Annotated in this window: 22 protein-coding genes; 12 read left to right on the top strand and 10 right to left on the bottom strand. The window is 64.4% G+C overall.

The window, feature by feature from the left end:
- The coding region (locus BN2476_RS47735) for a hypothetical protein (protein WP_218274544.1) at positions 1 to 222 on the top strand (222 nt) is incomplete at its 5' end.
- Here BN2476_RS47735 and lra1 read toward each other — a convergent pair.
- The 4 genes from lra1 to BN2476_RS26240 form a co-directional block, all read right to left on the bottom strand.
- Positions 216 to 998 (bottom strand): L-rhamnose 1-dehydrogenase Lra1, encoded by a 783-nt coding sequence (gene lra1, locus BN2476_RS26255; protein WP_087737071.1) that lies wholly within the window; start codon positions 996 to 998, stop codon positions 216 to 218. The two genes, BN2476_RS47735 and lra1, sit on opposite strands and share 7 nt — an antisense overlap.
- 27 nt (positions 999 to 1,025) lie before the next feature.
- Positions 1,026 to 2,204 (bottom strand): L-rhamnonate dehydratase, encoded by a 1,179-nt coding sequence (gene rhmD / locus BN2476_RS26250; protein ID WP_087737070.1) that lies wholly within the window; start codon positions 2,202 to 2,204, stop codon positions 1,026 to 1,028.
- Between the two features lie 38 nt (positions 2,205 to 2,242).
- Complete coding sequence (locus tag BN2476_RS26245) at positions 2,243 to 3,571, bottom strand: MFS transporter (RefSeq protein ID WP_087737069.1); 1,329 nt, start codon at positions 3,569 to 3,571, stop codon at positions 2,243 to 2,245.
- A 100-nt stretch (positions 3,572 to 3,671) separates the two neighbouring features.
- Complete coding sequence (locus BN2476_RS26240) at positions 3,672 to 4,436, bottom strand: SDR family NAD(P)-dependent oxidoreductase (RefSeq protein WP_087737068.1); 765 nt, start codon at positions 4,434 to 4,436, stop codon at positions 3,672 to 3,674.
- 402 nt (positions 4,437 to 4,838) lie between these two features.
- On the opposite strand from BN2476_RS26240, the gene BN2476_RS26235 reads away from it, so the two are divergent.
- Positions 4,839 to 5,624 (top strand): hypothetical protein, encoded by a 786-nt coding sequence (locus tag BN2476_RS26235; RefSeq protein ID WP_087737067.1) that lies wholly within the window; start codon positions 4,839 to 4,841, stop codon positions 5,622 to 5,624.
- Positions 5,625 to 5,658: 34 nt separating this feature from the next.
- Here the strand turns inward: BN2476_RS26235 and BN2476_RS26230 are convergent, their stop codons facing one another.
- The 3 genes from BN2476_RS26230 to BN2476_RS26220 form a co-directional block, all read right to left on the bottom strand.
- Positions 5,659 to 8,571 carry a CHAT domain-containing protein gene (locus BN2476_RS26230; RefSeq protein WP_160111755.1) on the bottom strand — a complete coding sequence of 971 codons (2,913 nt, stop codon included), beginning with the start codon at positions 8,569 to 8,571 and terminating at the stop codon, positions 5,659 to 5,661.
- A 61-nt stretch (positions 8,572 to 8,632) separates the two neighbouring features.
- On the bottom strand, positions 8,633 to 9,388 hold the full coding sequence (locus BN2476_RS26225; RefSeq protein WP_143811047.1) for a DUF8812 domain-containing protein: 756 nt from the start codon (positions 9,386 to 9,388) through the stop codon (positions 8,633 to 8,635).
- Between the two features lie 264 nt (positions 9,389 to 9,652).
- Positions 9,653 to 10,237 carry a hypothetical protein gene (locus BN2476_RS26220; protein ID WP_087737064.1) on the bottom strand — a complete coding sequence of 195 codons (585 nt, stop codon included), beginning with the start codon at positions 10,235 to 10,237 and terminating at the stop codon, positions 9,653 to 9,655.
- Between the two features lie 318 nt (positions 10,238 to 10,555).
- Here BN2476_RS26220 and BN2476_RS26215 point away from each other — a divergent pair, with 318 nt between their 5' ends.
- The 8 genes from BN2476_RS26215 (at position 10,556) to BN2476_RS26180 (ending at position 19,164) form a co-directional block, all read left to right on the top strand.
- Complete coding sequence (locus tag BN2476_RS26215) at positions 10,556 to 11,551, top strand: toll/interleukin-1 receptor domain-containing protein (RefSeq protein ID WP_087737063.1); 996 nt, start codon at positions 10,556 to 10,558, stop codon at positions 11,549 to 11,551.
- Between the two features lie 399 nt (positions 11,552 to 11,950).
- Positions 11,951 to 12,631, top strand: coding sequence for an NADPH-dependent FMN reductase (locus BN2476_RS26210; protein ID WP_087737062.1), 681 nt, complete (start codon positions 11,951 to 11,953; stop codon positions 12,629 to 12,631).
- 413 nt (positions 12,632 to 13,044) lie between these two features.
- The gene (locus BN2476_RS26205; RefSeq protein WP_087737091.1) at positions 13,045 to 13,263 is read left to right on the top strand and encodes a transcriptional regulator; all 219 of its coding nucleotides are present in this window, start codon (positions 13,045 to 13,047) and stop codon (positions 13,261 to 13,263) included.
- A gap of 138 nt (positions 13,264 to 13,401) precedes the next feature.
- Positions 13,402 to 14,301: a ferritin-like domain-containing protein gene (locus BN2476_RS26200; protein WP_087737061.1), complete on the top strand. Its 900-nt coding sequence runs from the start codon at positions 13,402 to 13,404 to the stop codon at positions 14,299 to 14,301.
- Between the two features lie 82 nt (positions 14,302 to 14,383).
- Positions 14,384 to 15,838, top strand: a complete 1,455-nt coding sequence (gene iaaH / locus BN2476_RS26195) for an indoleacetamide hydrolase (protein WP_087737060.1) — start codon at positions 14,384 to 14,386, stop codon at positions 15,836 to 15,838.
- A 15-nt stretch (positions 15,839 to 15,853) separates the two neighbouring features.
- Positions 15,854 to 16,603: a CDP-diacylglycerol diphosphatase gene (locus BN2476_RS26190; protein WP_087737059.1), complete on the top strand. Its 750-nt coding sequence runs from the start codon at positions 15,854 to 15,856 to the stop codon at positions 16,601 to 16,603.
- A 135-nt stretch (positions 16,604 to 16,738) separates the two neighbouring features.
- A complete protein-coding gene (locus BN2476_RS26185; protein WP_087737058.1) occupies positions 16,739 to 17,749 on the top strand; it encodes a fatty acid desaturase in 1,011 nt (336 codons plus the stop codon).
- A gap of 275 nt (positions 17,750 to 18,024) precedes the next feature.
- Complete coding sequence (locus BN2476_RS26180; RefSeq protein ID WP_087737057.1) at positions 18,025 to 19,164, top strand: GGDEF domain-containing protein; 1,140 nt, start codon at positions 18,025 to 18,027, stop codon at positions 19,162 to 19,164.
- A gap of 71 nt (positions 19,165 to 19,235) precedes the next feature.
- Here the strand turns inward: BN2476_RS26180 and BN2476_RS26175 are convergent, their stop codons facing one another.
- Positions 19,236 to 21,434 carry a TonB-dependent siderophore receptor gene (locus tag BN2476_RS26175; protein ID WP_235850966.1) on the bottom strand — a complete coding sequence of 733 codons (2,199 nt, stop codon included), beginning with the start codon at positions 21,432 to 21,434 and terminating at the stop codon, positions 19,236 to 19,238.
- A gap of 150 nt (positions 21,435 to 21,584) precedes the next feature.
- On the opposite strand from BN2476_RS26175, the gene BN2476_RS26170 reads away from it, so the two are divergent.
- A complete protein-coding gene (locus BN2476_RS26170) occupies positions 21,585 to 21,749 on the top strand; it encodes a hypothetical protein (RefSeq protein ID WP_218274543.1) in 165 nt (54 codons plus the stop codon).
- Positions 21,750 to 21,849: 100 nt separating this feature from the next.
- Here BN2476_RS26170 and BN2476_RS26165 read toward each other — a convergent pair whose 3' ends face one another.
- Together BN2476_RS26165 and BN2476_RS26160 are read right to left on the bottom strand one after the other, a co-directional pair.
- Positions 21,850 to 22,263 carry a VOC family protein gene (locus BN2476_RS26165; protein ID WP_087737054.1) on the bottom strand — a complete coding sequence of 138 codons (414 nt, stop codon included), beginning with the start codon at positions 22,261 to 22,263 and terminating at the stop codon, positions 21,850 to 21,852.
- The gene (locus BN2476_RS26160) at positions 22,263 to 22,808 is read right to left on the bottom strand and encodes a helix-turn-helix transcriptional regulator (RefSeq protein WP_087737053.1); all 546 of its coding nucleotides are present in this window, start codon (positions 22,806 to 22,808) and stop codon (positions 22,263 to 22,265) included. Before BN2476_RS26160 ends, BN2476_RS26165 begins: the two co-directional genes overlap by 1 nt.
- 256 nt (positions 22,809 to 23,064) lie before the next feature.
- Here BN2476_RS26160 and BN2476_RS26155 point away from each other — a divergent pair, with 256 nt between their 5' ends.
- A complete protein-coding gene (locus BN2476_RS26155; RefSeq protein ID WP_162497890.1) occupies positions 23,065 to 23,871 on the top strand; it encodes a DUF899 domain-containing protein in 807 nt (268 codons plus the stop codon).
- Positions 23,872 to 23,903 lie beyond the last annotated feature (32 nt).

Genomic DNA, 23,903 nt, shown 5'->3' with positions numbered 1-23,903 from the left:
TTCGGTGTGAGCCCGCTTTCTTTTGCCTACTTTTCTTTGCGGCGGCAAAGAAAAGTAGGTGCCGCCCCGCACAGGGGCAACGCCCGCGCCGCGAGGCGCATCGCGGATGCCAGCGAAGAGCAAAGCAAACCAACGCATCGCGAATGCCCGCGGCACGCTGAAATAGCGACACAATCGCAGACGCCCGCGATAAGGGCAAAAAAAACCACACACCACTATTGAAGATTGACGAACAACCCACCATCGACGAGCAACGCAGCGCCCGTCACATACCGCGCGCGGTCTGACGCGAGAAACACGACGCAATCGGCGACGTCTTCCGGACGGCCTAACCGGCCCAGCGGAATGCGCTTCTCGAAGTAGGCTTTCTTCGCTTCGTCGGCGAGGTCCTCGGCGTTCAGATCGGTTGCGATCGTGCCGGGCATCACCGAATTGCAGCGGATGCCGTACGGCCCGAGCGCAATCGCACACGACTGCATCAGCGAATGGACGCCCGCCTTGGTCGGCGTGTAATGCGTCTGCATCCCGCCGCCGACGAGCGCGCTGATCGAGCTCGTCGCGACGATCGCGCCGCCCGTGCCCTGCGCCCTCATCTGCTGCGCAGCCGCCTGCGTGACAAAGAACGCACCGTTCAGATTCACGGCAACCGTGGTTTCGAGCACGTCAGCAGGCATGTCGAGAAACGCATGGAACGGGCAGATGCCTGCGTTGCTCGCGAGCACGTCGACCTTGCCGAACGCTTCGACCGTGCGGCGCACGAGCTCGGGGCCTGTCTCTTTCGCCGCGACGTTGCCTTCGACCGCGATCACGCGCCGCCCCAATGCATCGATCTCGCCGACCACTTCTTCGACGGCGGAACGCCGGTTATACGACGCATCGTTGTCGCCCCAATAGTTGATCGCCACATCGGCGCCCTCTTTCGCGCACGCCACCGCGATCGCGCGACCGATGCCGCGCGAACCGCCCGTGACGATCACCGCCTTGTCTTTCAGCAGCACGTGCTTCTCCTTCGATCGACGTGTGGATCAATGCTGATAAGGCCGCTCGAGCTTGCACTCCGGGTTCAGCCGTACACCGAAGCCCGGCGTATCGTGCACCTTCATGCGGCCGTTGACGGGCACGGGCTCGTCGAGCAAGAGCGGCGTGAACATCGGTACGACCTGATCGGCCTTCGGCGCCATCATCAGAAACTCGGCGAACGGCGAGTTGTGGCGCGTGATGACGAAGTGATAGCTATACACCGACGAGCCGTGCGGCACGACCATCACGTTGTGCGCATCGGCGAGCGCGGAAATCTTGATCAGCTCGGTGATGCCGCCGCACCAGCCCACGTCCGGCTGAATCAGATCGCAGCAGTTCATCTCGAGCAGCATCCGGAAGCCCCAGCGCGTCGCTTCGTGCTCGCCCGTCGACACCATCATGCCGCGCGGCACATTGCGGCGCAGTTCGGCGTAACCCCAGTAGTCGTCGGGCGGCAGCGCTTCTTCGATCCACTTGAGCCCATGTTCGTGCGCGGCCTTCGCGAGCTTCGTCGCGTAGGTGACGTCGAGGCTCATCCAGCAGTCGTACATCAGCCAGAAGTCGCTGCCGACGCGGCTGCGCATATCCGCCAGCTTGTCGATATTCTGCTTCAGGCCCGCTTCGCCTTCGGCGGGACCATGCTGCAACGGCAGCTTGCCACCGATGAACCCCATCTGCTTCGCGAGATCGGGCCGCGCGCCCGTCGCGTAAAACTGAAGCTCGTCTCGCACCGGACCGCCCAATAGTTGATACACGGGCTCTTTGCGCACTTTCGCGAGCAGGTCCCACAGTGCGAGATCGACGCCCGAAATCGTGTTGAGCACGATGCCTTTGCGTCCGTAGTAGAGCGTCGAGAAGTACATCTGATCCCACATCTTCTCGATGTCCGTCACCAACTGCCCTTCGAGAAAGCGCGCGAGATGCTTCTCGACGATGAATGCGCCGATCTCGCCGCCCGTCGTCACCGCGAAGCCGACGGTGCCGTCGCTCGCTTCGATTTCGACGACCAGTGTACCCAGCACGTTGATTCCGAACGACTGGCGGCTTTGCCGGTACTCGGGATAACGCGCCATCGGCGTCGAGATGTGGTCGTCGATCCAGTGTCCGCCGGCCTGGTCGTGATAGTCCGCGCCGCCGCCGCGGACGACGAAGGCACGCACGTGCCGGATAGTGGGCATCGCCATGTTCTAGAGCTCCGTTCGTGGTTTGCGCGCGCCTTGTGTCAGCGGACGCGGTGAATGGGTTGCGGGAAAGCGGGCGTTTCGCGTGCGGTGCGAAGGCGAACCGCCGTGCCGATCAGCAACGCGGCGAAGAGGCTCGCCGCGCCCAGCAACAACAGCCCGGCCGACGTCGACTGGAAAGCATGCTCGGCGCTCGTGCGCAGCGTCGGCGCGATGAAGCCGCCCAGGCTGCCGAGCGAATTGATCAGCGCGATCCCACCCGCGGCCGCCGCGCCCGTCAGATAGCGCGTCGGGAAGGTCCAGAAGAGCGGCTGCGCGGCGATGAAGCCGCTTGCCGCGCAGCACAGCGCGAGCAACGCGACGAGCGGACTATGCGCGAGACCCGACACGCCGATGCCGCAACCCGCGAGCACCAGCAGCGCGACGGCCCAGCTTCGATGCGCGCCCGTGCGATCGGCGCGGCGCGGCACGATCCAGGTGAGCGCGAGCGAGCAGATCCACGGCACGGCCGCGACGAGACCGACGCGCAAGCCCACCGACTCGCCCATCAACGCGGCGACTTGCTGCGGCAGATAGAAGATCACGCCATACACGCTCATCTGGATCAGCAGATAGATCGCGGACAGCAGCAGCACGCGCCTGTCCACCAGCGCCGCGGCGATGTTGCGCGGGCCGTGCGCGGCGGCGGCACGGGCATCGTCGTCGAGTGCCGCGCTCAAGGTCTTGCGCGCGCCGGGCGTGAGCCATGTGGCGTCGTCGGGCCGGTCGTCGAGATAGAAGAACGCCCACACGCCGACTATCGACGCGAGCCCGCCCTCGATCAGGAACAGCCACTGCCAGCCCGCGAGGCCCAGCACGCCATGCAGATCGAGCAGGAGGCCCGACAGCGGACTGCCGAACATGAACGCGAGCGGCGCGCCGAAATAGAACACACCGACGGCACGCCCGCGCGCAGCTTGCGGAAACCAGCGCGTGAGGTAATAGATGACGCCGGGAAAGAAGCCGGCTTCCGCGATGCCCAGCAGGAAGCGCAGCGTGTAGAAGGCCGTCGCCGAATGCGCGAGACTCATCGCCGCCGACACGATGCCCCACGTGACCATGATCCGGCACATCCACAGCCGCGCGCCGACACGATGCAGCAGCAGATTGCTCGGCACCTCGAAGAGCGCATAGCCGACGAAGAACACACCGGCGCCGAACGCGAACGCCGCGTTCGAAATGCCCGTATCGTGCTGCAAGGCCTTCTGCGCAAAGCCGATGTTCGCGCGGTCGAGAAACGCGAGCACGTACATCAGCAGCAGGAACGGCAACAGCCGCCGCATGACCTGGCCGACGATGCCGTCGATGGATTCGCGTGGGGTCCGGCTCATCGTGTCTCCTGGTGTCTGTTGTATCGCGCGAGCGCGCGGGCGGCATGCATGTACCGCTGTTGTTCTTCTTGACGTTGCTGGTGTTTGCTGCGCGCTGCGCTCAATAAGTCGCGCGGCCGCCCGACAGATCGAACACCGCGCCCGTGCTGAACGCGCAGTCTTCCGACGACAGCCACAGAATCAGCGACGCCGCCTCTTCAGGCAGCAGGAAGCGGTTCATTGGTATCTTCGAGAGCATGTAGTCGATGTGCTGCTGCGACATCGAATCGAAGATTTCTGTTTTGGCGGCAGCGGGCGTCACGGCATTGACGAGAATGTTCTTCGTCGCGAGCTCCTTGCCAAGCGATTTAGTGAGGCCGATCAGCCCCGCCTTCGACGCGCTGTAGTGCGACGCGTTCGGATTGCCCTCCTTGGCCGCCACCGACGCGATATTGACGATGCGCCCGTAGCCCCGCTTCAGCATCTGCGGAACGACCGCGCGGCACACGAGATACGGGCCGATCAGATTGACGTCGATCACCTGCCGCCATACATCCGGGTCGAGTTCCCACGTCGTGCCGTTGCCGCCCGTGATGCCCGCGCAGTTGATCAGCACGTCGATCGCGCCGTGCGCAGCGAGCGTCTTGCTGACGGCGGCATCGATCTCGGCTTCCTTCGTTTGATCGACGATGACGGCGGAGACCTTGCCGTGTTCGCCGACGAGTTCGCCGAGCTCGCGCTCGCTGCGCGCGAGCCGTTCGCCGTCCCGGTCCCACAGCGAGACGCTCGCGCCCGAGCGCAGCGCGCGCTGCGCGACCGCGTAGCCGATGCCCCGCGCGCCACCTGTGATGACGACGACACGGCCGTCCAGATCAATACGATTCATGCTTTCTCCTTTGTCGATCGGAGTTGGCGCTTTAGCTGTCGGCTGGAGTTAGTGCTTCAGCACTTACTCCAGCCCCATGCAAAGCACTTACTCCGGTCCCATGCAAGGCTGTCCCGATGCGCGGTCTTGACGTGCCGCGCATTCTTCGTTGTGGGTCCGTGGTCAGTGACGGCCCTCGGTGTACGCAATATAAATCGGTGCCCGATACGGGAACAATCCGAGGTTTGGATGGGGTGATAACAAAAGCGGATCGGGTGGGAGGCCAACGTCGACGCTGAAAAACACGGCCCGATCCGCATCGATGACCTAACCTGATGGAACGTGCCGCCAGCTGTCACATGCGCGGCATGCGCCACATCCCACGAACCGTCGACCCGTCTCTATCCGCCGAGGAGCATCGCCATGACCACTGCCACCGCCGAGCAGGCGACCGCGTTCGTGACGGGCGCCGTTCTGCCCGACCATCGCCGGCGCGGCGCCGATCCCGGAACGTCGAACCTGCAGCCGCCCGCGTTCGACGCGAGCAAGGATCAGGCGATCGTCGCGGGCTCGGGTGTCGTGTCGTTCAAGTCGGGCGTTCCGGCGAACCGGCGCCAGGCTGTCGCGGACTCGCTGTTGCTCGCGCAACTGATCCTCAAGCACCAGGGGATTTCGCCCGACGACACGCAGAACTGGTATCGCGGCTATGGCGGCGTGCTGTCGAATCTCGGATGGCGCGTCGAAAGCTGCGAGATGACCGACTATGTATCGGGCGAGGCGGGACTCGACGTGCACGAAGCGATCACGGCCGTCGCGGCGCTGCTGCTCGGGCCGGGCGCCATCGCCGCCGCGCCGCTGATCGACGCGACGCTCAAGGCGCTGCGTTCGATGGATACCTCGACGCCGTGGATCACGCTCTTCAACCGCGAAAGCCGCCGCGCGAACACGGCTAGCTTCCAGATCGCGCTCGCCGAGCCGACAGAAGCGGGCGACCTCAGCGTATCGCTGATGGCATTTTCGCTGGCGGCGAGCATGACGATCACGCAAGTGCTGTTCGTCAAGGTGCAGAACAACGAGGCGAACCTCAAGCGCTTCTCGACGACGGCGCAGATCAACCTGTCGGTGCTCGACGCCGTTCAGGCGACGCTGCAACAGAAGGTGGCGAGCTTCACGAGCAGCTATCTGAGCGCGCTGCCCGATCTGTCGTGACGAACGCTACGAACGTGACGAACACCACGAGCACTCACGCCGACGATTGCGGCTGCTGCGGTTGCTGCGGCTCGTCCTCATGCACCCATTGCTTCAACATGTCGAGCAACTGCGAGACGGCCGCTTTCTCGCCGTCTGCGATAGCCGGCTGGTTCGCATACCGGTAGAGCACGAAATCGTATTGATCGAGCACGGAGCTCCAGTTGCTTCTCGACGGCACGCGCGTGTGAAGATCGACGAAATCAGCGCGGATCGCGGCGAGGCTCGCCTCCAGCCGCTTCGCCGCGACGCTTTCATAGATTCGCAGTTCCGTCATCGCCGAGATGTTCCAGAAGTCCGGCTCCCCATGCGCGCACTGCTCGAGCATTTGCCTGAGCCTGTCGACGGAAGCGGCGTCGAAACCGTCCGCTGACGACGCGCCCATGCCCAGCATCAGTTCGGCCGCGAGCCGGTTGATGAGCGGATAGAACGTCGCGGCATCGCCTTGCGCGTCGCCGAGCCGCTCGGCCTCCCGATACAGCGCAAGCATCTTGCCGATCGCCGCCGACTCCGCCGCTTCGTCGCCAGCAATCCGCTCGATGAGCGCGATCCGCTTGTACGCCGCCGCGCAAATGCTCAAACGGTCGACCGTGCGCCGCACGTCGAGCAGCGACTGAAGCAGCGCGATGCTGTTCTCGACCTGGCTGCGCGCGGCGTCGATGTCGGACGCGGATACAACACTCGGGCCGCCCTGCGCCGCCTTCGCCTTCAGCGTGGTCCATGCGAGCCGCGCCCGCAGGTTCGCGAGCTGATCGGTCGCGGCGAACGTCGTGCGGCCGTCTCCCGCGCGCACGGCCCGCTCGTACCACTCGACCGCTTTCTCTTCGATCCGCCACGCGGCCCATGCCCTGCCGAACGCCTCCGCGACATCGCCCTGCGCGCCCCAGCGCGAGCCGAAACGCTCGTCGAGATAGCGCAGCCGGTCCGGCGAGCCCGACGCGTCGAAGCGCGCGCTTGTCTCAAGTTCTTCGAGCGCGAGTATCAGCGACACCGACGACGCGATGCCCGCATAGCGGTCCTCGGCCGTGCGCTCGCGCGCGCCCGTGCTGCCCGATGCCGGTTCGAGCGTCCAGTTCGCGTCGCCGTAGCACTGGTACGCGGCCCACGTGTTGCCGCCGCATAGCCACGCCGCGTCGCGCGCGACGGCGACGGCATCGAGAAAGCGCTCGCCTTCGAGTATCTGCCGGTAGAAAGTGGTCGCGAACTGTTGCGCGGGCTCGTCGTCGACGGCCCAGCCCGACGCGATCACACACTTCACGCCGATCCGGATCAGCGCCTCGGCGACGTTCGCGGCATAGCGCGGCCGGTCGTAAACGGGCACGTCCGCGGCCTTCAGCAACTGGTCGCCGCTGCGCGCGGCGAGATAGCAGCAGTTCACGAACACGAGTTCGGGCGTGCGCTGCAACATGCCGATCTCGCGCGGCCCGAGAAAGATGCCGTCCGACAGCACGACGCCGCGCAGACGGTCGTCGCCCGCATCGACCGGGTTCGCGTCGTCGGCGGGCGGCTCGCCGTGTCCCGAGATGTGCAGCACGCGCCAGTCGCGTTCGAGCAACGTGCTGATGATGGTGCGCGCGTCCGGTCCGCGTTCGCCACCCGATGCGGCGACGAGCCCCGTCACGCGCGCCGCGCCGATCTGCTCGCGCAACAGGTTCGCGATCGCCTGCGCTTCCTGCCGCGCGCCCGGCAGCGCCGGATAGCGCGGATCGTTGCAGTACGGCTCGCCGATCACGAGAATCTGCGCGTCGCGCGGCGCATCGTCGACGCGATGGCGAAAATCGCCGATCCGCAGCTTGCGCAGCAGCTTCGCGCGTATGGCCCACGGCCGTGGCGAGTCGGCGTTGCGCTGCGGCGCGTTCGCGGACGTGTCGAGCATTTCCCACGGAATGCCCGCCGTGCCGCTGTCGACTTCGATCTGCATCTCCGATCCGCCCGCGAGAAACGGCCGCATCTCGCGCGGGACGATCAACTGATAAAGCACCTGGCCGATATTCGCGTCGTCGTTGTCGGCGCTCGACGCCGCCTTCACGAGTTGCGCGAGGAGACGCCCTTGCGTCGCCGTCGCGCGGACTTCCGTGCGCGCGCGGCGCGTGTCGAGCGTGTACACGATGTTGGTGTCGGCCGACGCGTCGATTTGCGTGACGGCGCTGATGAGATCGTAGTCGGCGCCGCGATAGCTGCTGTCGAGAGGCCGCAGCAGCGCGCCCGTCGAAGGCAGGATGATGTCGTCGATCTCGTAGCACTCGGGGCTCGCCTGTTCGAGCAGCTTCAGCGAGCGCCACGCTTCCGCCGAGCGGTCGAGGTACAGCTCGATCAGCCGCAGGTGCCGAACGCACGGCCAGTCGGTGCTCGCGAGCCGCAGGTTCGCGTCGCGCACCCCTTCGGCGACGAGCCGCGCGGCCTGGCCGGGCGAGATGCCCGAGCCGCCGCTGCCGATCAGCGTCGCCGCGAGCGCGAACGGCTCCGCGCACTGCGCCTCGTTCTCGGCCAGTCGTTGCGCCCACGCGATCACGCCCAGGCGCACGGTCGTCGCAAGATCGCTCGCGCGCAGTTGTCCTTCGCTGCCGAGCCCGACGACGATCAGCCCCGCGGGCCGTGGCAGGCGAAACGGATGCGGTGAACGGAAGCCCGCGTTGACGAACACCTGCTGGCTGCCGAGGTGCTGTGGATAACGTCCGAGACGGATCGACGTGCTCAACGCGCCGCCGATCAGATCGTCGACGACGCGCTCGACGCCCGTCAGCGACGCATCGCGGTAGTGCCCGATCAGGAGCGGCTCCTGGATGAATTGCAGATTGCCGTTGATGACGCTGATCTTCAACCGCCTGTCGTCGGCGGCGGCGGGCGCGCGCTCTTGCGGCAGCCCGGCGAGCACGTCGGGCGGCACGGCCCCTTCGATGTTTTGCACGCTTCGCTCCATCGGGCCCGTCGTTGCGCGAACACGCCGCGGTTCGTCGACAGCGGGCGTGTCAGCTGCTCAATCCCTGTTCGAACAAGAGCGCCTCCAGCTCGCGGCGGCGCACGAGGCCCTGCATGTTCGGCTGGTTCTGCCACAGCCGCTTCATCGCGCGGAACTGCGCCGGGATATCGGCGAGATTGCCGCTGGCGACGTCGGCCGCGATCGCCCGCATTTCGATGTAACGGTCGCCCGCGGCCGCGAACGATGCGCCACGGTTGTAGACGAGCGAAACGAGCGCGCCGAGGCAATCGGGTTTCAACTGATCGGCTTTGGGCAACGCGGCAATCGTCTGCGCAATCGTGCGTTGCAGCGTCACCTGCCTGAACACCGTATTCGCCGCCGCGAACGGCACGTTCACCGACTTCACGTTCGCGAGCGCCTGTTGCGCGGCCGTGCCCTTGAGCCCGCATACGCCCGCGAGCAGCGCGACATCGGCGGCGGCCAGTTGCGCGGCGTTCCAGTCGGCCGTCATGCGTTGGGCGTCCACGTAGCCCAGGTCATAGCCGACCCCGATCGTGCATCCCGATTGCCCTTGCGGCCAGACAGGATGTATGTAGAGCCGGTTGTACACGGCCTCGCTCGTGACCTCGAACGTGACGATCAGCTCGACGGCCCGGTCGGAGATCGCGGGCAATGCCGCGCGGCGCACGGGCAGCGTGACGGGATGCTCGGCGTCGTAGACCTGGCGCTCTTCGTTGCCCGTGGTGTCCGAGAGCAGATCGGGCGAACTGATGGTTTGCGCAAGCAGCGTGTCGAACGCATTCATGGCGAGGCTCCCGATGAGCGCGAGAATCCGGCGCGTGCGCGCCGGCAAATCTGTGCGTCTGTGCCTGCGAGATCGGCAGGCTTGCCCAAGCTTCAATGAGCATAGCAAAGCGGGCTGACTTGCCAAGGTGAGTTTGCGGATTTTGCTCGATGCCGAACAGAACTCGGCGCGCGGGGGCTGATAGCGCGTCCGAAGTTGGCTTATATATTTGATTTCGGGTTGTCCTTCACGCCGGTCGTTGCGGGCGGGAACGAACCTCGTGCGTCACGCCCTGCGCTCATTCGCAAGCGCACGGATGTCGATGATTCGCACTTCGCCGTGAGCCGCCCGCACGGCGCTTGCCAGATGCGCGGTCCCGCCTGGCCCGTCGCCGGGCTGGCCGTCCCACACGCAGACGAACCCGAACGCGCGCGCGCCGAGCCGCGTGGCTTCCGACAGCATCAGCAGATTGTTGCGCGTGAACGGATCGGCGCCCGGCGGCAGCGGGCCCAGCACGTCGTCTGCAACGATGCAGGTCGCCGTTTCGGTGACGCGCCGATAAAGCTCGACCCATCGCTCGCCGCCGATCGCGACGGAGCGCTCGATGAAGGCCGCCTCGTCGAAAGGCAGGTGAATGCGCAGTGTCATATGCCGTTCGAGCGCCGCGACGGCGAATAGCAGATCGCTTCCGCAAGCGGCACCACACAGCGCGATATCCGCGCCGCCAGCGCCTATCGCATCCAGTGCGTCGCCGATCGCCTGGGCGACGCGCGGCACGAGTCTCGCGGGAAAGCGCTCGATCGGCCGGCCCGGCGCATCGATCATGTGGCCGGAGAAAAGCACGACCTGGTCTGCAACGTCGGCCGTCATTCGATTCGATCTCCAAGAACAGCGCGCATTCGATACGGCGTCGCGCGAACGCGTTGCAGATGTGTTCGTTCACGCGCGACGCGGCATCGGACGCTGTGAACGCATTGAACGTTCCGAACGCCATGCGCGCATCGGACCGGAAAGCGTTGTCCGCTTTGCGCGGTGCAGTCGGTTGGCTACCGCACATAACATCCGCGTTTCGAGCGCCGGATGCCCGCTTGCATTCCTGACACGACACGCATCGCTCTGCTTTAATGAAAAGGCGTTTGAATTGCAGGTTCGGCTCGCCGTTCAACCCGTTGAGGGAGGAATCGTTCGATGCGGCCCATTTTCATCAGTTATAGACGCGAGGACACGGAAGGTCAGGCGGGGCGTCTGTTCGAATCGTTGCGCGAAGTGTTCGGCGAGCACATGGTGTTCATGGACGTCGCGACGATCGAACCGGGCGCCGACTTCCGGCGCGCGATCGAGACGAATATCGAACAGTGCGGCGTCGTGCTCTCGCTGATCGGACGAACGTGGCTCACCGTCACCGGCAAGGACGGCAAGCGGCGGCTCGACAATCCGAACGACTTCGTGCGGCTCGAAACGTCGTCGGCGCTCAAGCGCGGCGTGACGCTTATTCCCGTGCTCGTGCAAGGCGCGACGATGCCGCAGGAAGCCGACCTGCCCGACGACATCAAGGATCTCGCCTATCGCAACTCGATCGAGCTGACGCACGCACGATGGGACAGCGATGTGCAACTGCTGATCAACGCGTTGCGCGGGCATCCGGGTGCAGAGAAGAACACGCCTGCAGCGCCGCCCGCTCCCGACAAGCCGGCCGAGCCGAAGCGGCGCACGCTGCTGCCGATCGTCGGCGCGCTGGCCGCTGTGGGGCTGACGGGCGCCGTGCTGCTCAAGCTGTCGGGTTCCAATCAGCACGCGCCCGCCGTCGAGGACGCGGTGGCCTCGCCAGCCTCCGTTGCCGTCGATCGCCCCGTCGCCAGCGGCGTCATATCGAAGGTCGAGCTGCAACGGCGCGCGCATCTGCGCGGCGCGTGCATCAAGGGCTACGTGTGGCGGCAGGCGCGGCCGGGCGACCGCGTATGCGTGACGCCCGATACGCAGGCCCGCATCTACGCCGAAAACAGGGCCGCCGCCGACAATCGCTCGCCGACGGGCGGCGTATACGGGCCGAACACCTGCAAGAACGGCTTCGTATGGCGCGAAGCCTTTCAGGGAGACGACGTGTGCGTCACGCCCGACGCGCGCGAGCAAACCGCGCAGGACAACTCGCTCGCCGTACAGCGGATCGTGCCGATGCCGCAATAGGCCTGTCCACTGGCTGTCCGTTGCCTGTCCGTTGCCTGTCCTTTGCGCGGCTGCACGCATTGCCCACATCGCGCGCGTATTCGAAAGTGCGCAAAAAAATGCCCCGGTCCATTTCGAGCCGGGGCCAATCCCATGTCAAGGAGTTTTCATGGAGGAGACGCGTCCATCATAACGCCCGCCTCCGTGCCCTCCAACGAAGCCTTTCGCACAAGGATTCCACCCGGCGTGGCGCGGCCAAAGACCCTTTCCCCGTTATATCGTTAGAACAAAAAGTCGTTTCGCGCTGCTACCATCGGTCACTAAGATGGCAGTTCAGGTTCACGCGCCGTTCGCATGGACAACACGTCACGTCGTCGCCCGCGCATCCGGCCAGCCGTCACAGCAGCAAGGAGCATCCAGTTGACCCGTTTCGATCAGAACCGCCGCCCGCTCGTGATTGGCATCGGCGGAACCACGCGCGCTGCGTCGTCCACCGAGCGCGCGCTCGGATTCGCGCTGCGCGGCGCGGAGCAGGCCGGCGCGCGCACGCGCCTCTTCGGCGGCACGTTCCTGCATAGCCTGCCGCACTACGCGCCCGAAAGCACGCATCGCACCGACGAACAACTCGAACTCATCGAGGCCGTCCGTCACGCCGATGCCCTCGTCATCGCGACGCCCGGCTATCACGGCGGCGTGTCGGGTCTCGTGAAGAACGCGCTCGATACGCTCGAAGAACTGCGCGGCGAGGCGCGGCCCTATCTCGACGGCCGTGCCGTCGGTTGCATCGTCACCGCGTATGGATGGCAGGCGGCGGGCTCGGTGCTGACGTCGCTACGCTCGATCGTGCACGCGCTGCGCGGCTGGCCAACGCCGTTCGGCGCGGGCATCAATACGCTCGAAACGCGCTTCGATACGGCCGATACGTGCTCCGATCCAAAGGTTGTCGAACAGCTGTCGATGGTCGGCCAGCAGGCCGCGCAATTCGCGCTCGCGTTCCGCTCGCACTCGCAGCAGGCGAGCACCGCATCGTATCCGGCCTCCGCGACACCGGACCCCGCCGACGAAACGCACGGCATCAAGGCGCTCGCGCTTGCGAACTGAAGCGCTTGCGGACCGACACACTCGCGAATCGACGCCCTTGCAAGCTAACGCGATGCAGCCGCGCATCGCGTTCACGCACGTACGTCGAGCACTCGATCCGATCCAGGGCTGATCGAAGCGCGTACGCCGCTATCGACGCACGCGCTGCGTGCGCTCGCCAACACACCAGGGCCCGCCATCGTGGCCCAAATAACAGACACGCTCCCCTCGCCGCCCGATGATCGCGACAACGCACGCGATAACGCCACATCCAGATCTTCGAAGACCGTTCCCGGCCACCCGTGATTTGCTTGCGACGAAAGATTGGTTCACGCGCTACACGGCACAGCCTACGCTAGTCCCTGCCCGCTTCACTCGACTGATCGCCGCGCTGCGCGCAATCCGCCGCGGGGAGGCGATCGAACATGAAACCGATGAACCGACACATCCGCTACAAAGGCTATGAAGTAGCCCCCGCTGCGCAGCGCCTGCCCAACGGGCTCTTCGCCGCGAATCTCACGATCGAAAAGGCCACGGCCGCCAACGACGGACGCGCCTATTCATTCGATGCACTCGACTACTTCTTCGACGAAGAACACGCGCTTGCGTATGCGTTTCGCTGGGGGCGCCTGTGGGTCGACAGTCAGCAATGAGCGCAATACTGCATTGCAATTTTTCACGCCGCGCAGCGCGAAAACGCGTGCGACAGTACGGTAAGCGCCCGCTCCACGCCACAGATTGACGGGGTATGACAGAATAGGCGGAATAACTCGCCAAAGCATTCGCCTGTCATGTCCGACACCCTGATAACAGAAGCCGATCACGATCGCGCGCTGCGTCACTGGACGTTCCACGGACACGCGCGCATGCCCATTGGCTCCGAAGAACACAAGCAGATGTTCTGCCGGATGCTGCTGGAGACTCACAACCCGTACAAGCCAGCCGTCATCGACTGGCCGCAGTTGCCCGCCGACGCGCTCAAGCGCATCACGTCCCTGCCCATCTGGGACATCGCCGTGCAGACGGAAGGCCGCGCGTCGATCCGGGTCTCCACGTATGCGGCGCAGCTGCAAGACCCTTTGGTGCGCGAAGCAATCGAAATGGACGCGGCCGAAGAGGCGCGCCACAAGCACGTCTTGTCGCGGCTCGTCGCCGCGTACGGCATCGAGCTCGCGCCCGAGCCCCATTACCCCGCGCCGCGCGACGCCGAATGGGCGTGGATGTTCACGGGCTACAGCGAGTGCATCGACAGCTTCTTCGCGTTTGGCCTGTTTCGCTCCGCGCAGGTGTCGGGCTATTTCCCGTCAGAACTGGTCGACACGTTCGAGCCCGTGATCCAGGAAGAAGCGCGCCACATTCTCTTTTTCGCCAACTGGGTCGCGTGGTATCGGCGCACGATGCCGTGGTGGCGGCGTCCGTGGCATGCGTTGCGTGTCGGCGCAATCTGGATCAAGCTGGTCTGGGACCGCGTCGCGATCGCGAAGGGCATCGACGCGGACGGCGTCGCGCACGACTCGAACTTCCTGCCCGCCAACAGCTCGACGATCGGCCAGGCACTCTCGGTGCGTCAGCTGATCGAACTCTGCCTTCAGGAAAACGACCAACGGATGAGCGGCTACGACAAACGGCTCGTTCGTCCGACGCTCGTTCCGAAGCTCGCGCGCCTCGCGCTGCTATTGATGCGCAAATGAGCGTGCCGCGCGCGCTCGCACGGGCACATTCACGACACGTCGCGCGGCGCAACGCGCCGTCGAACCGGGAGGGACACAGTACATGCAATGGACCGTCGATGAACAACTCGCGCTGACGGCGACACAGGCCGTCGCCGCCATCCAGTCGGGCCGCCTCAAAGCAACCGATTACGTCGCGACGCTGCTCGCGCGCGCCGCCGCGCTCGCGACGCTCAACGCGTTCACCGCGCTCGACATGGAAGGCGCGCTCGCCGCCGCGAAACGCATCGACGCATTGACGCCCGACGAGAAAGTCCGCCTTCCGCTTGCCGGGCTGCCCGTCGTCATCAAGGACAACATCAACACGGCGGGACTGCTGACTTCGGCTGGCACGCCCGCGCTCGACGGCTTCAAGCCGAAGACCGACGCGCCTTCCGTGCGCAAGCTCGTCGACGCCGGCGCGATCGTGCTCGGCAAGACCAACATGCACGAACTCGCGTTCGGCATCACCAGCACGAATCTGGCCTCGCACGCGGGCCCCGTGCGCAATCCGTACGACCCGTCGCTGATCGCGGGCGGCTCGTCGGGCGGCACGGCCGTTGCCGTCGCAGCGCGCATTTCGACGGCGGGGCTCGGCAGCGATACGGGCGGCTCGACGCGCATTCCCGCCGCGCTGACGGGCATTGCGGGCTTTCGTCCGTCCGTGGGCAACGGCGGCGGCGAGCGCCGCTATCACGATCCGCAAGCGGTGGTTCCCATCAGCCATACGCGCGATACCGTCGGGCCGATGGCGCGCACCATCGCGGACGTCGCGCTGCTCGACGGCGTGATCGCGGGCGACACGACCTTGCCCGATGTGCAGTTGTCCGCGCTGCGCATCGGCTTGCCTTCGCCGCTGTGGGCCGATCTCGAACACGCGACGGAAGACGCCGCGCGAGCCGCGCTCAAGAAGCTCGAAGCGGCGGGCGTCACGTTCGTGCCCATCCACATGCCGGAGTTGCTGCATCTGAACGAACAGACGGGCGGCCCGGTCGCGATTCACGAAGCGTTTGACGACGTGCGCGAGTATCTCGTCGCGAACGATGCGCCCGTCAAGACCGTCGCCCAAGTCGCGGCGCGCATCGCGAGCCCCGATGTGCGCGATGTGTACGACGTGGTGATGGCGCACGCGCTCGCGCAGCAGTATCACGATGCAATGACCATCTGGCGTCCGCGATTGCAGCAGCATTATGCGGACACGTTCGCCTCCGGGCGCCTCGACGCACTGCTCTTCCCGACCACGCGGCTCGTCGCCGCGCCGCTCGACGAAGTGAACGGCTCGTCCGTCGTGTCGATCGACGGCGCGCCCGCCATCGACGAAATGACCGCCTATCTGCGCAATACCGATCCCGCGAGCAACGCGGGCATTCCGGGCCTGTCGCTGCCTGCGGGCCTGACGCGGGACGGCTTGCCCGTGGGCATCGAACTCGACGGGCCGCTCGGCAGCGACCGGCGGCTGCTCGCGATCGGCATCGCATTCGAGGCGGTGCTCGGCCCAGTTCCGGCGCCCACCATCTGACATTCACACGCTGCAATGATCCGACCACGTCTTCGACACCTGGCCGCGCTCGCCCTCGCGCTTTGCACATCGGGTTGCGCGATCATCGCGGCCGCCGACCCCAACGCACTTTGGTCGATCGTCAACCGTCAATGCGTACCTGTTGCCCGCGCGTCCGGCAGCCCCGGTTTCTGCACGACCGTCGATCTCTCGAAACGCTATGCGATCCTGAAGGACATCAACGGCAACACGCAATATCTGCTGATTCCGACTGACCGCGTGACGGGTATCGAAAGCCCGAGCGTGCTCGACGCGAATGCGCCCGAGTATTGGGCCGATGCGTGGAAGGCGCGGCAATATGTGGGCTCGCGCATCGGCCTGACGTTTCCGCCCAATCAGCTGGGACTGGAGATCAACTCGAAGTACCGCCGCACGCAGCAGCAGTTGCACATCCACATGGACTGCATGCACGACGACATCATCAAGAACCTCGCACACTACCGCACGGCCGAGCCAGGCAAATGGCAATGGACGACGCTCGACGGCAACCGGTATCGCGTGATGCGCGTCCTTTCGCTGACGGGCGACAGCGACCCGTTCCGCATCGTCGCGCGCGACCGTCAGGGCAGCGATGCGATGGCGCAGCAGACCATCCTCGTGACGGGCGCGGGTCCGTCGGATAGCGACGGCTGGCTCGTTGTGAACAGCGGGCTCGAACTCGACGATGGCAGCGGTACGGCGGAACCATTGCTCGATCATTCCTGCGAGATCGGCATGCATCAGTAACGTTGATGTTGTTTCGCGCAGACGCAGGCATTTCGCTTAAACCCGCTTTCCTCAAAAGCTTAGCCAAACAAATTGGTTCGGCCGCCGCGTGCGCGCCATTAGGATCGTATCGACTGCAAAACGACCGATCCACCGATGGCCATTTATCTCGACGACGCGCAACGAGTGGCGCTTTTGCATCAACGCACGCGCTTCACATGGCGCACCGAATGGCCGACGTGGCTCTTGATCGGTGTGATCTACGGCGGGTGGTTTTTCATCGCGAGCCATGCGCAGACGCTCGGGTTGACCGTTGCGCTTGCGCTGCTCGCGCTGTTCAGCGCGTGGTACATGTCGTTGCAACACGAACTGCTGCACGGTCATCCGACGCGCTCGGCGGCCGTCAACGGCCTGATCGGCTTTGCGCCACTCGCCGTGTGGTTTCCGTATGCCGTCTATCGCGATCTGCATTTGCAGCATCACGACGACGCGCATCTGACGCATCCCGAGATCGATCCCGAAACGTTTTTCGTGAGCCCCGAAACATGGCAACAGGCAGGAACGCTGACGCGCGTTCTGCTCGTCGCGCGCAATACGTTTGTGGGACGTCTCCTGCTCGGCCCCGCGTTCTCGATTGCGGCGGCGGCCACGCAGTCGCTGCGCAAACCTTTGCGCGGCGACTGGTCGGATGTGCCCGCGTGGCTCGCGCATTGTTTCGCGCTCGCCGTGCTCGTCAGCTGGCTCGATCGCGCATGCGCCATTGCGCCGTGGCTCTTTATCGCGGGCGTCGGCTATCCGGCGCTCGCGCTGAGTTCGGTACGCTCGTTCCATGAACATCGCGCGGCGGCTTCACACGAGGAACGCTCGGTCATCAATGAAGCCGCATGGTTCTGGCGGCTGCTGTTTCTGAACAACAACTACCATCTGGTTCATCACGACCTGCCGCATGTCCCCTGGTTTGCGCTTCGCGCCGTCTATGAAAGATCCCGCCAGCAATACATAGAACGCTCAGGAGGCTTTCTGGTAAAGGGCTATGGCGAATGGGCGAGGCTCTACTCGATCATGCCGGTCACGCATCCGGAGCACGCTGATCGTTGCGGCTTCATCCACTTTAATCCGCCTGCATCGGCCACTGCCGAACGCCACGCCACAAGACAAACGCTATAGCATGCGTGAGCGCGACTCCATGTATTTGCTGGTATAGGTCGGTGGTTCGAAGTGCTGAATCGAGCTCATCTGTCTAAAGTCGCCACCCGCAAACGCCGATAACCGGTCATGTGGTGTCAATCGCTTCACTCACGGCATAGCGATCCCCGCTGTCGAGCCGAGGTTGACGGACATCCGGTGCGTGCCGCGGAGGCGTCGATCCCTGCCCTTTTCGCGTTCCCGGTCACCGCATGGGGCGACAAATAATCGTCGCGAGGCAATTCGCAGGTGCTCAAGTGACGAATCCAATCAAATCGTTCAGCTTGCCGCAGGGCAAGCTTGCTTGCTGGCTGCTGCACCCCGGCAGAGACACTCCGAAAGAGATCCGGACAGCGCTTGTCTATACGCTGTTCGGCACACTGCCGATTTTCCTGGGCGGCGTATTCAACACAATAGCCGTTGCCTGGGTGCTCGAATACCGCCATCCAGGCGCGCTATTCCGGTTCTGGCTGATCTCGGAGATCGTCGTCTGCGTGGCTCGCCTGTTCGTGCTCATGCTGGCTCACCGGCGGGCGCAACAGGGCAAGTCCACGCCGACCGACCTTTATATTCTTCTTGCGCCCTTATGGGGAGCGACAGTCGGTTATGGCGCGTTCATCAGTTCGATAAGCGGCGACTGGGTGGCAGCGACGCTCTCCTTTCTTTCCGCGGCGGCGATGGTGGGCGGAATCTGCTTCCGGAATTTCGCGGCACCGCGGCTCGTCGCCATCATGATCTTTCTGTCGCTCGGCCCGTGCTGTATCGGCGCGGTGCTGTCGGGCGAACCTGTGCTGCTGCTGACGCTGGTTCAGATTCCGTTTTATCTGTTCGCGATGAGCGTTGCCGCCAGAAAGCTCAACGCGATGCTCATTACCACCATGGAGGCGGAGCGCGAGAACGATCGCCGCGCGCGCCACGATGGCCTGACGGGGCTGCTCAACCGCGCCGGCCTTTTCCATGCGACGACCTGTGAACTTGCCGGGTCCGCTCATATCGGAACCGGCGTGCCGCTTTTCTATATCGACCTGGACGGTTTCAAGGCCGTCAACGACGCGCATGGGCACGAGTTCGGCGACAAGCTGCTGGCGCAGGTCGCGGCAAGACTGCGCCAGCTCGCCGGACCGGACGCCCTTGTTGCACGAATGGGCGGCGACGAATTTGTGATCGTCGGTCAGGTGCCAGGTGCCGCAGAACCCAACACCTTTGCAGACAGAGTCATCGCCGGGATCGAAAGGCCGTTCCATCTGGCTGACGACGTGGTAATCGAAATCGGCGCCAGCATCGGTATTGCTCCCGTGACTGGCGTGGGCAACGGGATCGACAAGGTGCTGGGGTCGGCGGACGTCGCGATGTATGAGGCCAAGCGCCACAAAAAGAAGAGCGCGGTTGTCGCTTGAAGCGGTTCAACGCTCAAACCGTTACATCAATGTGCGTGTGACGGCGCAAGCGAGCCGAGTGCAAAACCGAACTACCAGCGATAGTTCATCCCCGCAAAGACCTGGCGTCCGTAACCGAACGCGCACCAGCTTCCGTAATAGCACGAAGCAACGTATTCATTGTTGAACAGGTTCTGCGCGTTCACGTACAGCTCCGCGCCTCTCAGCTGTGATGCAGCGCGGCCGAGATCGTAGCGTAGTGTGGCATCGACGAGGAAGAAGCTCTGCACCTCGAAACTGTTGTCGGTGCTATACGTGGTGCCCGTGTAGCGTCCGCCCGCGCCCATCGACAGACCCGCGAGCGGGCCGCGATCGATCGTGTAATACGCCCACAACGCAGCCTGATTCTGCGGAATCGCGGCGAGATGCTTGCCTTCGAGCCCGCTGTTGTCTTTCGTGTAGACGGTGTTCAGATACGTATAGCTCGCCGCGACGTTCAATGAATTCGTCAGGCTGACCTTAGCTTCGAGTTCGACGCCACGCGACCGCGCCTCGCCTGCTTGCGACTGGAAGTTCGGATTCGAAGCATCCGTGGTCAGCAGATTCTCGCGCGTCAAACTGAAGAGCGCCGCAGTGAAGAGCGCGTTGTAGCCCCTCGGCTGAAACTTGACGCCGACTTCGTACTGGTGCCCGCGCTCCGGATCGAACGCCTTGCCGTTGATGTCGGTGCCCGCCTGCGGCGTGAACGACTGCGTATAGCTGACATAAGGCGCGATGCCGTTGCGGAACACATACGTGAAGCCCGCACGCCCCGTGAACGCGCGATCGAACTGGCTGGACGAGGTATCGAACGTGTCATTGCGTGTCTTGCTGCTTGCCCAGTCCTCGCGTCCGCCGAGTGTCAGGATTGCGTTGCCGAGGCGCGCCTGATCCTGCGCATAGACGCCGTACTGCGTGCCGCTCAGCACCTGATGGTAGCGGTCCGGCGGCGTGACCGGCTGGTTGTAGACGGGCGCGAACATGTCGATCGACGGCCCCGTGCCGAAGCCCGCGTCGAAGTTGCTCGCGTAGTGCTGGTAATCGAAACCGACGAGCAACGTATGGTCGATCGGCCCCGTTGAAAAATTCCCTTCGAGCTGGTTGTCGAGCGCGACGGTGTTCAGGTTATCCGTCGATGCCGCCGTTCCCCGGTCGAGCGTGCGCAGATCGTCTTCGAGCATCGATGCATAGACGCTCTTGTAGTCCTGCGCGAGATGCACGAAGCGGCCGTTCGCGCGGAACGACCACGCGTTCGTCAGACGCCGCTCGAACTTGTAGCCGATCGATTCCTGCACGCGATTGAAGCTCTCGAAGTTCGGGTCGCCGTCGTAGAAGTTGCTGGGCAGCTTGCCATTCGGATTGAACAGCACCGTGCCTTGCGGCGGGACGCTGCCATACGACGTGCTGCGCGGATCGTGCTGATAGAGACCGAACAGTGTCAACGACGTCCTGTTGTCCGGGCGCCAGGTGAACGACGGCGCAATCGCAATGCGCTCGTTCCTCGTCATGTTCACCTGGCCGTCTTCCTTGCGCGCGATGCCCGTCAGGCGAAACAGATAGCGATCATCGCCGGCAATCGGTCCGGACAGGTCGAACTTGCCCTGCGCGTGGCCGAAGTTGCCAACTTCGACGCCGACCTCATGCAGCGGCAGCACGGTCGGCATCTTGCTTTCCATATCGAGAAGCCCGCCCGCCGCCGCCTGGCCGTACAGCACCGATACCGGCCCCTTCACCACTTCGACGCGCTCCATCATGTATGGATCGAGTTGCGGCACCGCGTACCAGCCATTGTTGATCAGCTTCAGTCCGTTCCAGTAGGTGTCGGCGTCGAAGCCGCGGACTTTCAGCTGGTCGTAGCGCGTCGCGATGCTGCCGCGCGTCTCGGGCGTCACGCCCGACGTATAACGCACGACAGCGTTCAGGTTCTGCGCGTTCTGCTGCTCGATCTGATCGCGCGTGATGACGGAAACGGACTGCGGCGTCTCCAGAATCGGCATGCCCGATTTCGTGGCGCTCGAGTTCCATTCCGCGACGTATCCGTTGGTCGGCCCGTACGGCGCGTCCTGATTGCCTTGCGCGCTCACGCTGACGGCTGGGAGCGTGGCTTCGTGCTGAGCATCCGTAGCCGTAGTGGATGGTTGCGCATCCGCGGATTGCGCGCCGGCGTGCGTTGTCGCGAATAACAGCAGCACGGCCATCGTAAGCGGCCCGAGCGAAATGGATAACCTTCCGGGCGCCTCAACAAGAGGCAAGAGAGCGGCGTGCGGATATCTGGAAATGGACTGGACTCGACCTATCACACTCGCGGCATCGTGCGTTCGGGCCGTGGGCGCGTGCTGGCACAAAGTCATGCCTCGGGATTCGCGCTCCGTGCCGCTGGCAACCTGGCCACGGCGACGCGCGTGGCGTTGATGATCACGATCGAACTGGGTGCCGAGCGTATTCCTGGCTACGGCATTGCGATTCGCATCGTGCGCATCGCAGCCCGCTGCGGCAAAGAGTGTCCGCGCTTGTCAAACAGCGCGGAAAGGAGAAGTCGGCGGCTCGATTGGATCAAGCAGCGCTAAAGGTATCGGGGGCACCTGCACTCGCCGGCCTGGTGCTCCCCTGTCACTGACGATATGACGGCCACCCGAGGGCGAAGCCGTCGGATTCCAATGCCCGTATTTATTTCGACGACGGAGACTGGATCATCTTCCAGCCGTTGCCCGCCGGATCGCGGAAGCCGGCGTCGATGCTGCCAAAGCGCTCGACTGGCTCCTGGATGAATTCCACGCCGCGCGCCTTCAACTGCGCATAGCTCGCGCGGCAGTCGGCCACGGACAGAACGAGTGGCGGCATGGCCCCTTTGGCGACCATCGCACGCAGCGTTTGCGCGGTGGCTTCGTCGTGGATGGGCGGGCCGGGTTTGAACAGGCCGAGCTGGAACGACGGCTGCTCCGGATGCTGGACCGTGAGCCAGCGATAGTCGCCGTTGCGCACGTCCGTATGGACGCGAAATCCGAGTCTGTCGACATAGAACGCAAGCGCCTCGTCCTGATTGTCGACGTACAAGCCCACCACATTGATACCCTGGTTCATCACGACACCTCCTCCTCGATTGATGGCCGGAATGTACCTTTGGCCACGCGGCGGCGCTTCTCCAAAACTGCGATCGTGAGGTCCGGCCGCTGCGCCGCCTTCAGAACGCAGGCAGGCACGGGGCCGGGTTGAGCCGTAGCGTTCCGGGCCTCGACGCGCATCGCACCGGGGCTTCGGCCCGTGATGTCGCGAAATGTTCGGCCGAAAGTACCCAGGCTTTCCCAGCCGGTGGCGAACGCAATGTCCGTGATACTGAGTTCAGTGTCGCGCAGCAGGGCCGTGGCACGTTCGATGCGCCGCGTAAGCAGGTATCGGTGCGGAGGAACACCGAAAGCTCGTTTGAACGAGTGCGCGAAATGGGCTTCGGAGACGCCACTGACCTCAGCCAGGCGCCTTACGGGCCAGGCCTCGTGCGATGCAGCGTCCATGCGATCCTTGGCGCGTAGCAGGCGGCGCAGCAGCGCCGGGTCTTGCAATGCGCCGTCATCGACCGACGCGGATGACGGGGTGGATTGCCGGGCGTTGTGCATTTCGCGAAAGGGCATGACCTTCGGGATCTGGTGGCATGTGAGCAGAGTTTAAGTCCCACCAACCGCACTCGCATAGCGAAGGATGCCGCGATAGATGCGCCGCGCGAACATCAGATCGTCGGCCGGAATACCGCCACACTTGTTACTCCCATCGTTTGACGTGACGGCCCAAACTGTCTCTCAGCAAACATCCAGCGACGCATGCTGAACGGAATCGCGCTTCAGCCTGGCGTTGCAGGAATTTTCCCCAGATCAGGAGGTTGCAAAAGCCATGACGACATCAACCGGAAATACAACGAAAGACGCAACGACAGGCGGACAGCCCGCCATGCATACGCCGCCCGTCGTCTCGCAGCAGGCATGGGAAGAAGCGCGCCAGAAGTTGCTCGTGAAGGAAAAGGCCCATACCCGCGCCCGTGACGCACTGGCCGCCGAGCGCCGCCGCATGCCGTGGATGGCCGTCGAGAAAACGTATGCATTCGAAGGGCCTGCGGGCAAGGCGAGCCTGCTGGACCTGTTCGACGGTCGGCGTCAACTGATCGTCTATCGCGCTTTCTTCGAGCCGGGTGTGTTCGGTTGGCCCGACCACGCGTGCCGGGGCTGCTCGATGGTGGCCGACCAGGTCGCCCACCTCGCCCACCTGAACGCCCGCGACACGACCCTCGTCTTCGTCTCTCGCGCGCCTCAGGCGGACATCGAGCGACTGAAGACGCGAATGGGCTGGCAGATACCGTGGTTCACCGTCACGGACAGCTTCGACGCTGACTTCGGCGTCGACGAATGGCACGGCACAAACGTGTTCTACCGTGACGGCGACCGCATGTTCCGCACGTACTTCATCAACAATCGCGGCGACGAGCAGATGGGCGGCACCTGGAACTATCTCGACATCACGCCGCTTGGCCGGCAGGAAGTCTGGGAGGATTCGCCCGAGGGCTATCCTCAGACACCAACCTACAAGTGGTGGAACTGGCACGACAGCTATGTCGCCGACGCGCCGCCCGACAAGAAGTGGGTCGAGGTATCGGATGCGGGAGAGGCGGCGTTCAGGAACCAGCAAACGAACGGGCAGCCGTGAACGCGAGTGTCCGATGGCGGTCCTCGCTGAGC

This window comes from Paraburkholderia piptadeniae (assembly GCF_900007165.1).
In the GTDB taxonomy this organism is placed as follows: domain Bacteria; phylum Pseudomonadota; class Gammaproteobacteria; order Burkholderiales; family Burkholderiaceae; genus Paraburkholderia; species Paraburkholderia piptadeniae.
The sequence above is the reverse complement of the archived record's forward strand: the minus strand, read 5'-3'. Positions and strand labels throughout refer to the sequence as shown.

What these genes read in the sequence shown, in the direction of transcription:
- rhmD (WP_087737070.1), bottom strand. Translation starts at nt 2,204, where the DNA reads ATGGCGATGCCCACTATCCGGCACGTGCGTGCCTTCGTCGTCCGCGGC.
- BN2476_RS26245 (WP_087737069.1), bottom strand. Translation starts at nt 3,571, where the DNA reads ATGAGCCGGACCCCACGCGAATCCATCGACGGCATCGTCGGCCAGGTC.
- BN2476_RS26240 (WP_087737068.1), bottom strand. Translation starts at nt 4,436, where the DNA reads ATGAATCGTATTGATCTGGACGGCCGTGTCGTCGTCATCACAGGTGGC.
- BN2476_RS26235 (WP_087737067.1), top strand. Translation starts at nt 4,839, where the DNA reads ATGACCACTGCCACCGCCGAGCAGGCGACCGCGTTCGTGACGGGCGCC.
- BN2476_RS26225 (WP_143811047.1), bottom strand. Translation starts at nt 9,388, where the DNA reads ATGAATGCGTTCGACACGCTGCTTGCGCAAACCATCAGTTCGCCCGAT.
- BN2476_RS26220 (WP_087737064.1), bottom strand. Translation starts at nt 10,237, where the DNA reads ATGACGGCCGACGTTGCAGACCAGGTCGTGCTTTTCTCCGGCCACATG.
- BN2476_RS26215 (WP_087737063.1), top strand. Translation starts at nt 10,556, where the DNA reads ATGCGGCCCATTTTCATCAGTTATAGACGCGAGGACACGGAAGGTCAG.
- BN2476_RS26205 (WP_087737091.1), top strand. Translation starts at nt 13,045, where the DNA reads ATGAACCGACACATCCGCTACAAAGGCTATGAAGTAGCCCCCGCTGCG.
- BN2476_RS26200 (WP_087737061.1), top strand. Translation starts at nt 13,402, where the DNA reads ATGTCCGACACCCTGATAACAGAAGCCGATCACGATCGCGCGCTGCGT.
- iaaH (WP_087737060.1), top strand. Translation starts at nt 14,384, where the DNA reads ATGCAATGGACCGTCGATGAACAACTCGCGCTGACGGCGACACAGGCC.
- BN2476_RS26190 (WP_087737059.1), top strand. Translation starts at nt 15,854, where the DNA reads ATGATCCGACCACGTCTTCGACACCTGGCCGCGCTCGCCCTCGCGCTT.
- BN2476_RS26185 (WP_087737058.1), top strand. Translation starts at nt 16,739, where the DNA reads ATGGCCATTTATCTCGACGACGCGCAACGAGTGGCGCTTTTGCATCAA.
- BN2476_RS26165 (WP_087737054.1), bottom strand. Translation starts at nt 22,263, where the DNA reads ATGAACCAGGGTATCAATGTGGTGGGCTTGTACGTCGACAATCAGGAC.
- BN2476_RS26160 (WP_087737053.1), bottom strand. Translation starts at nt 22,808, where the DNA reads ATGCCCTTTCGCGAAATGCACAACGCCCGGCAATCCACCCCGTCATCC.
- BN2476_RS26155 (WP_162497890.1), top strand. Translation starts at nt 23,065, where the DNA reads ATGACGACATCAACCGGAAATACAACGAAAGACGCAACGACAGGCGGA.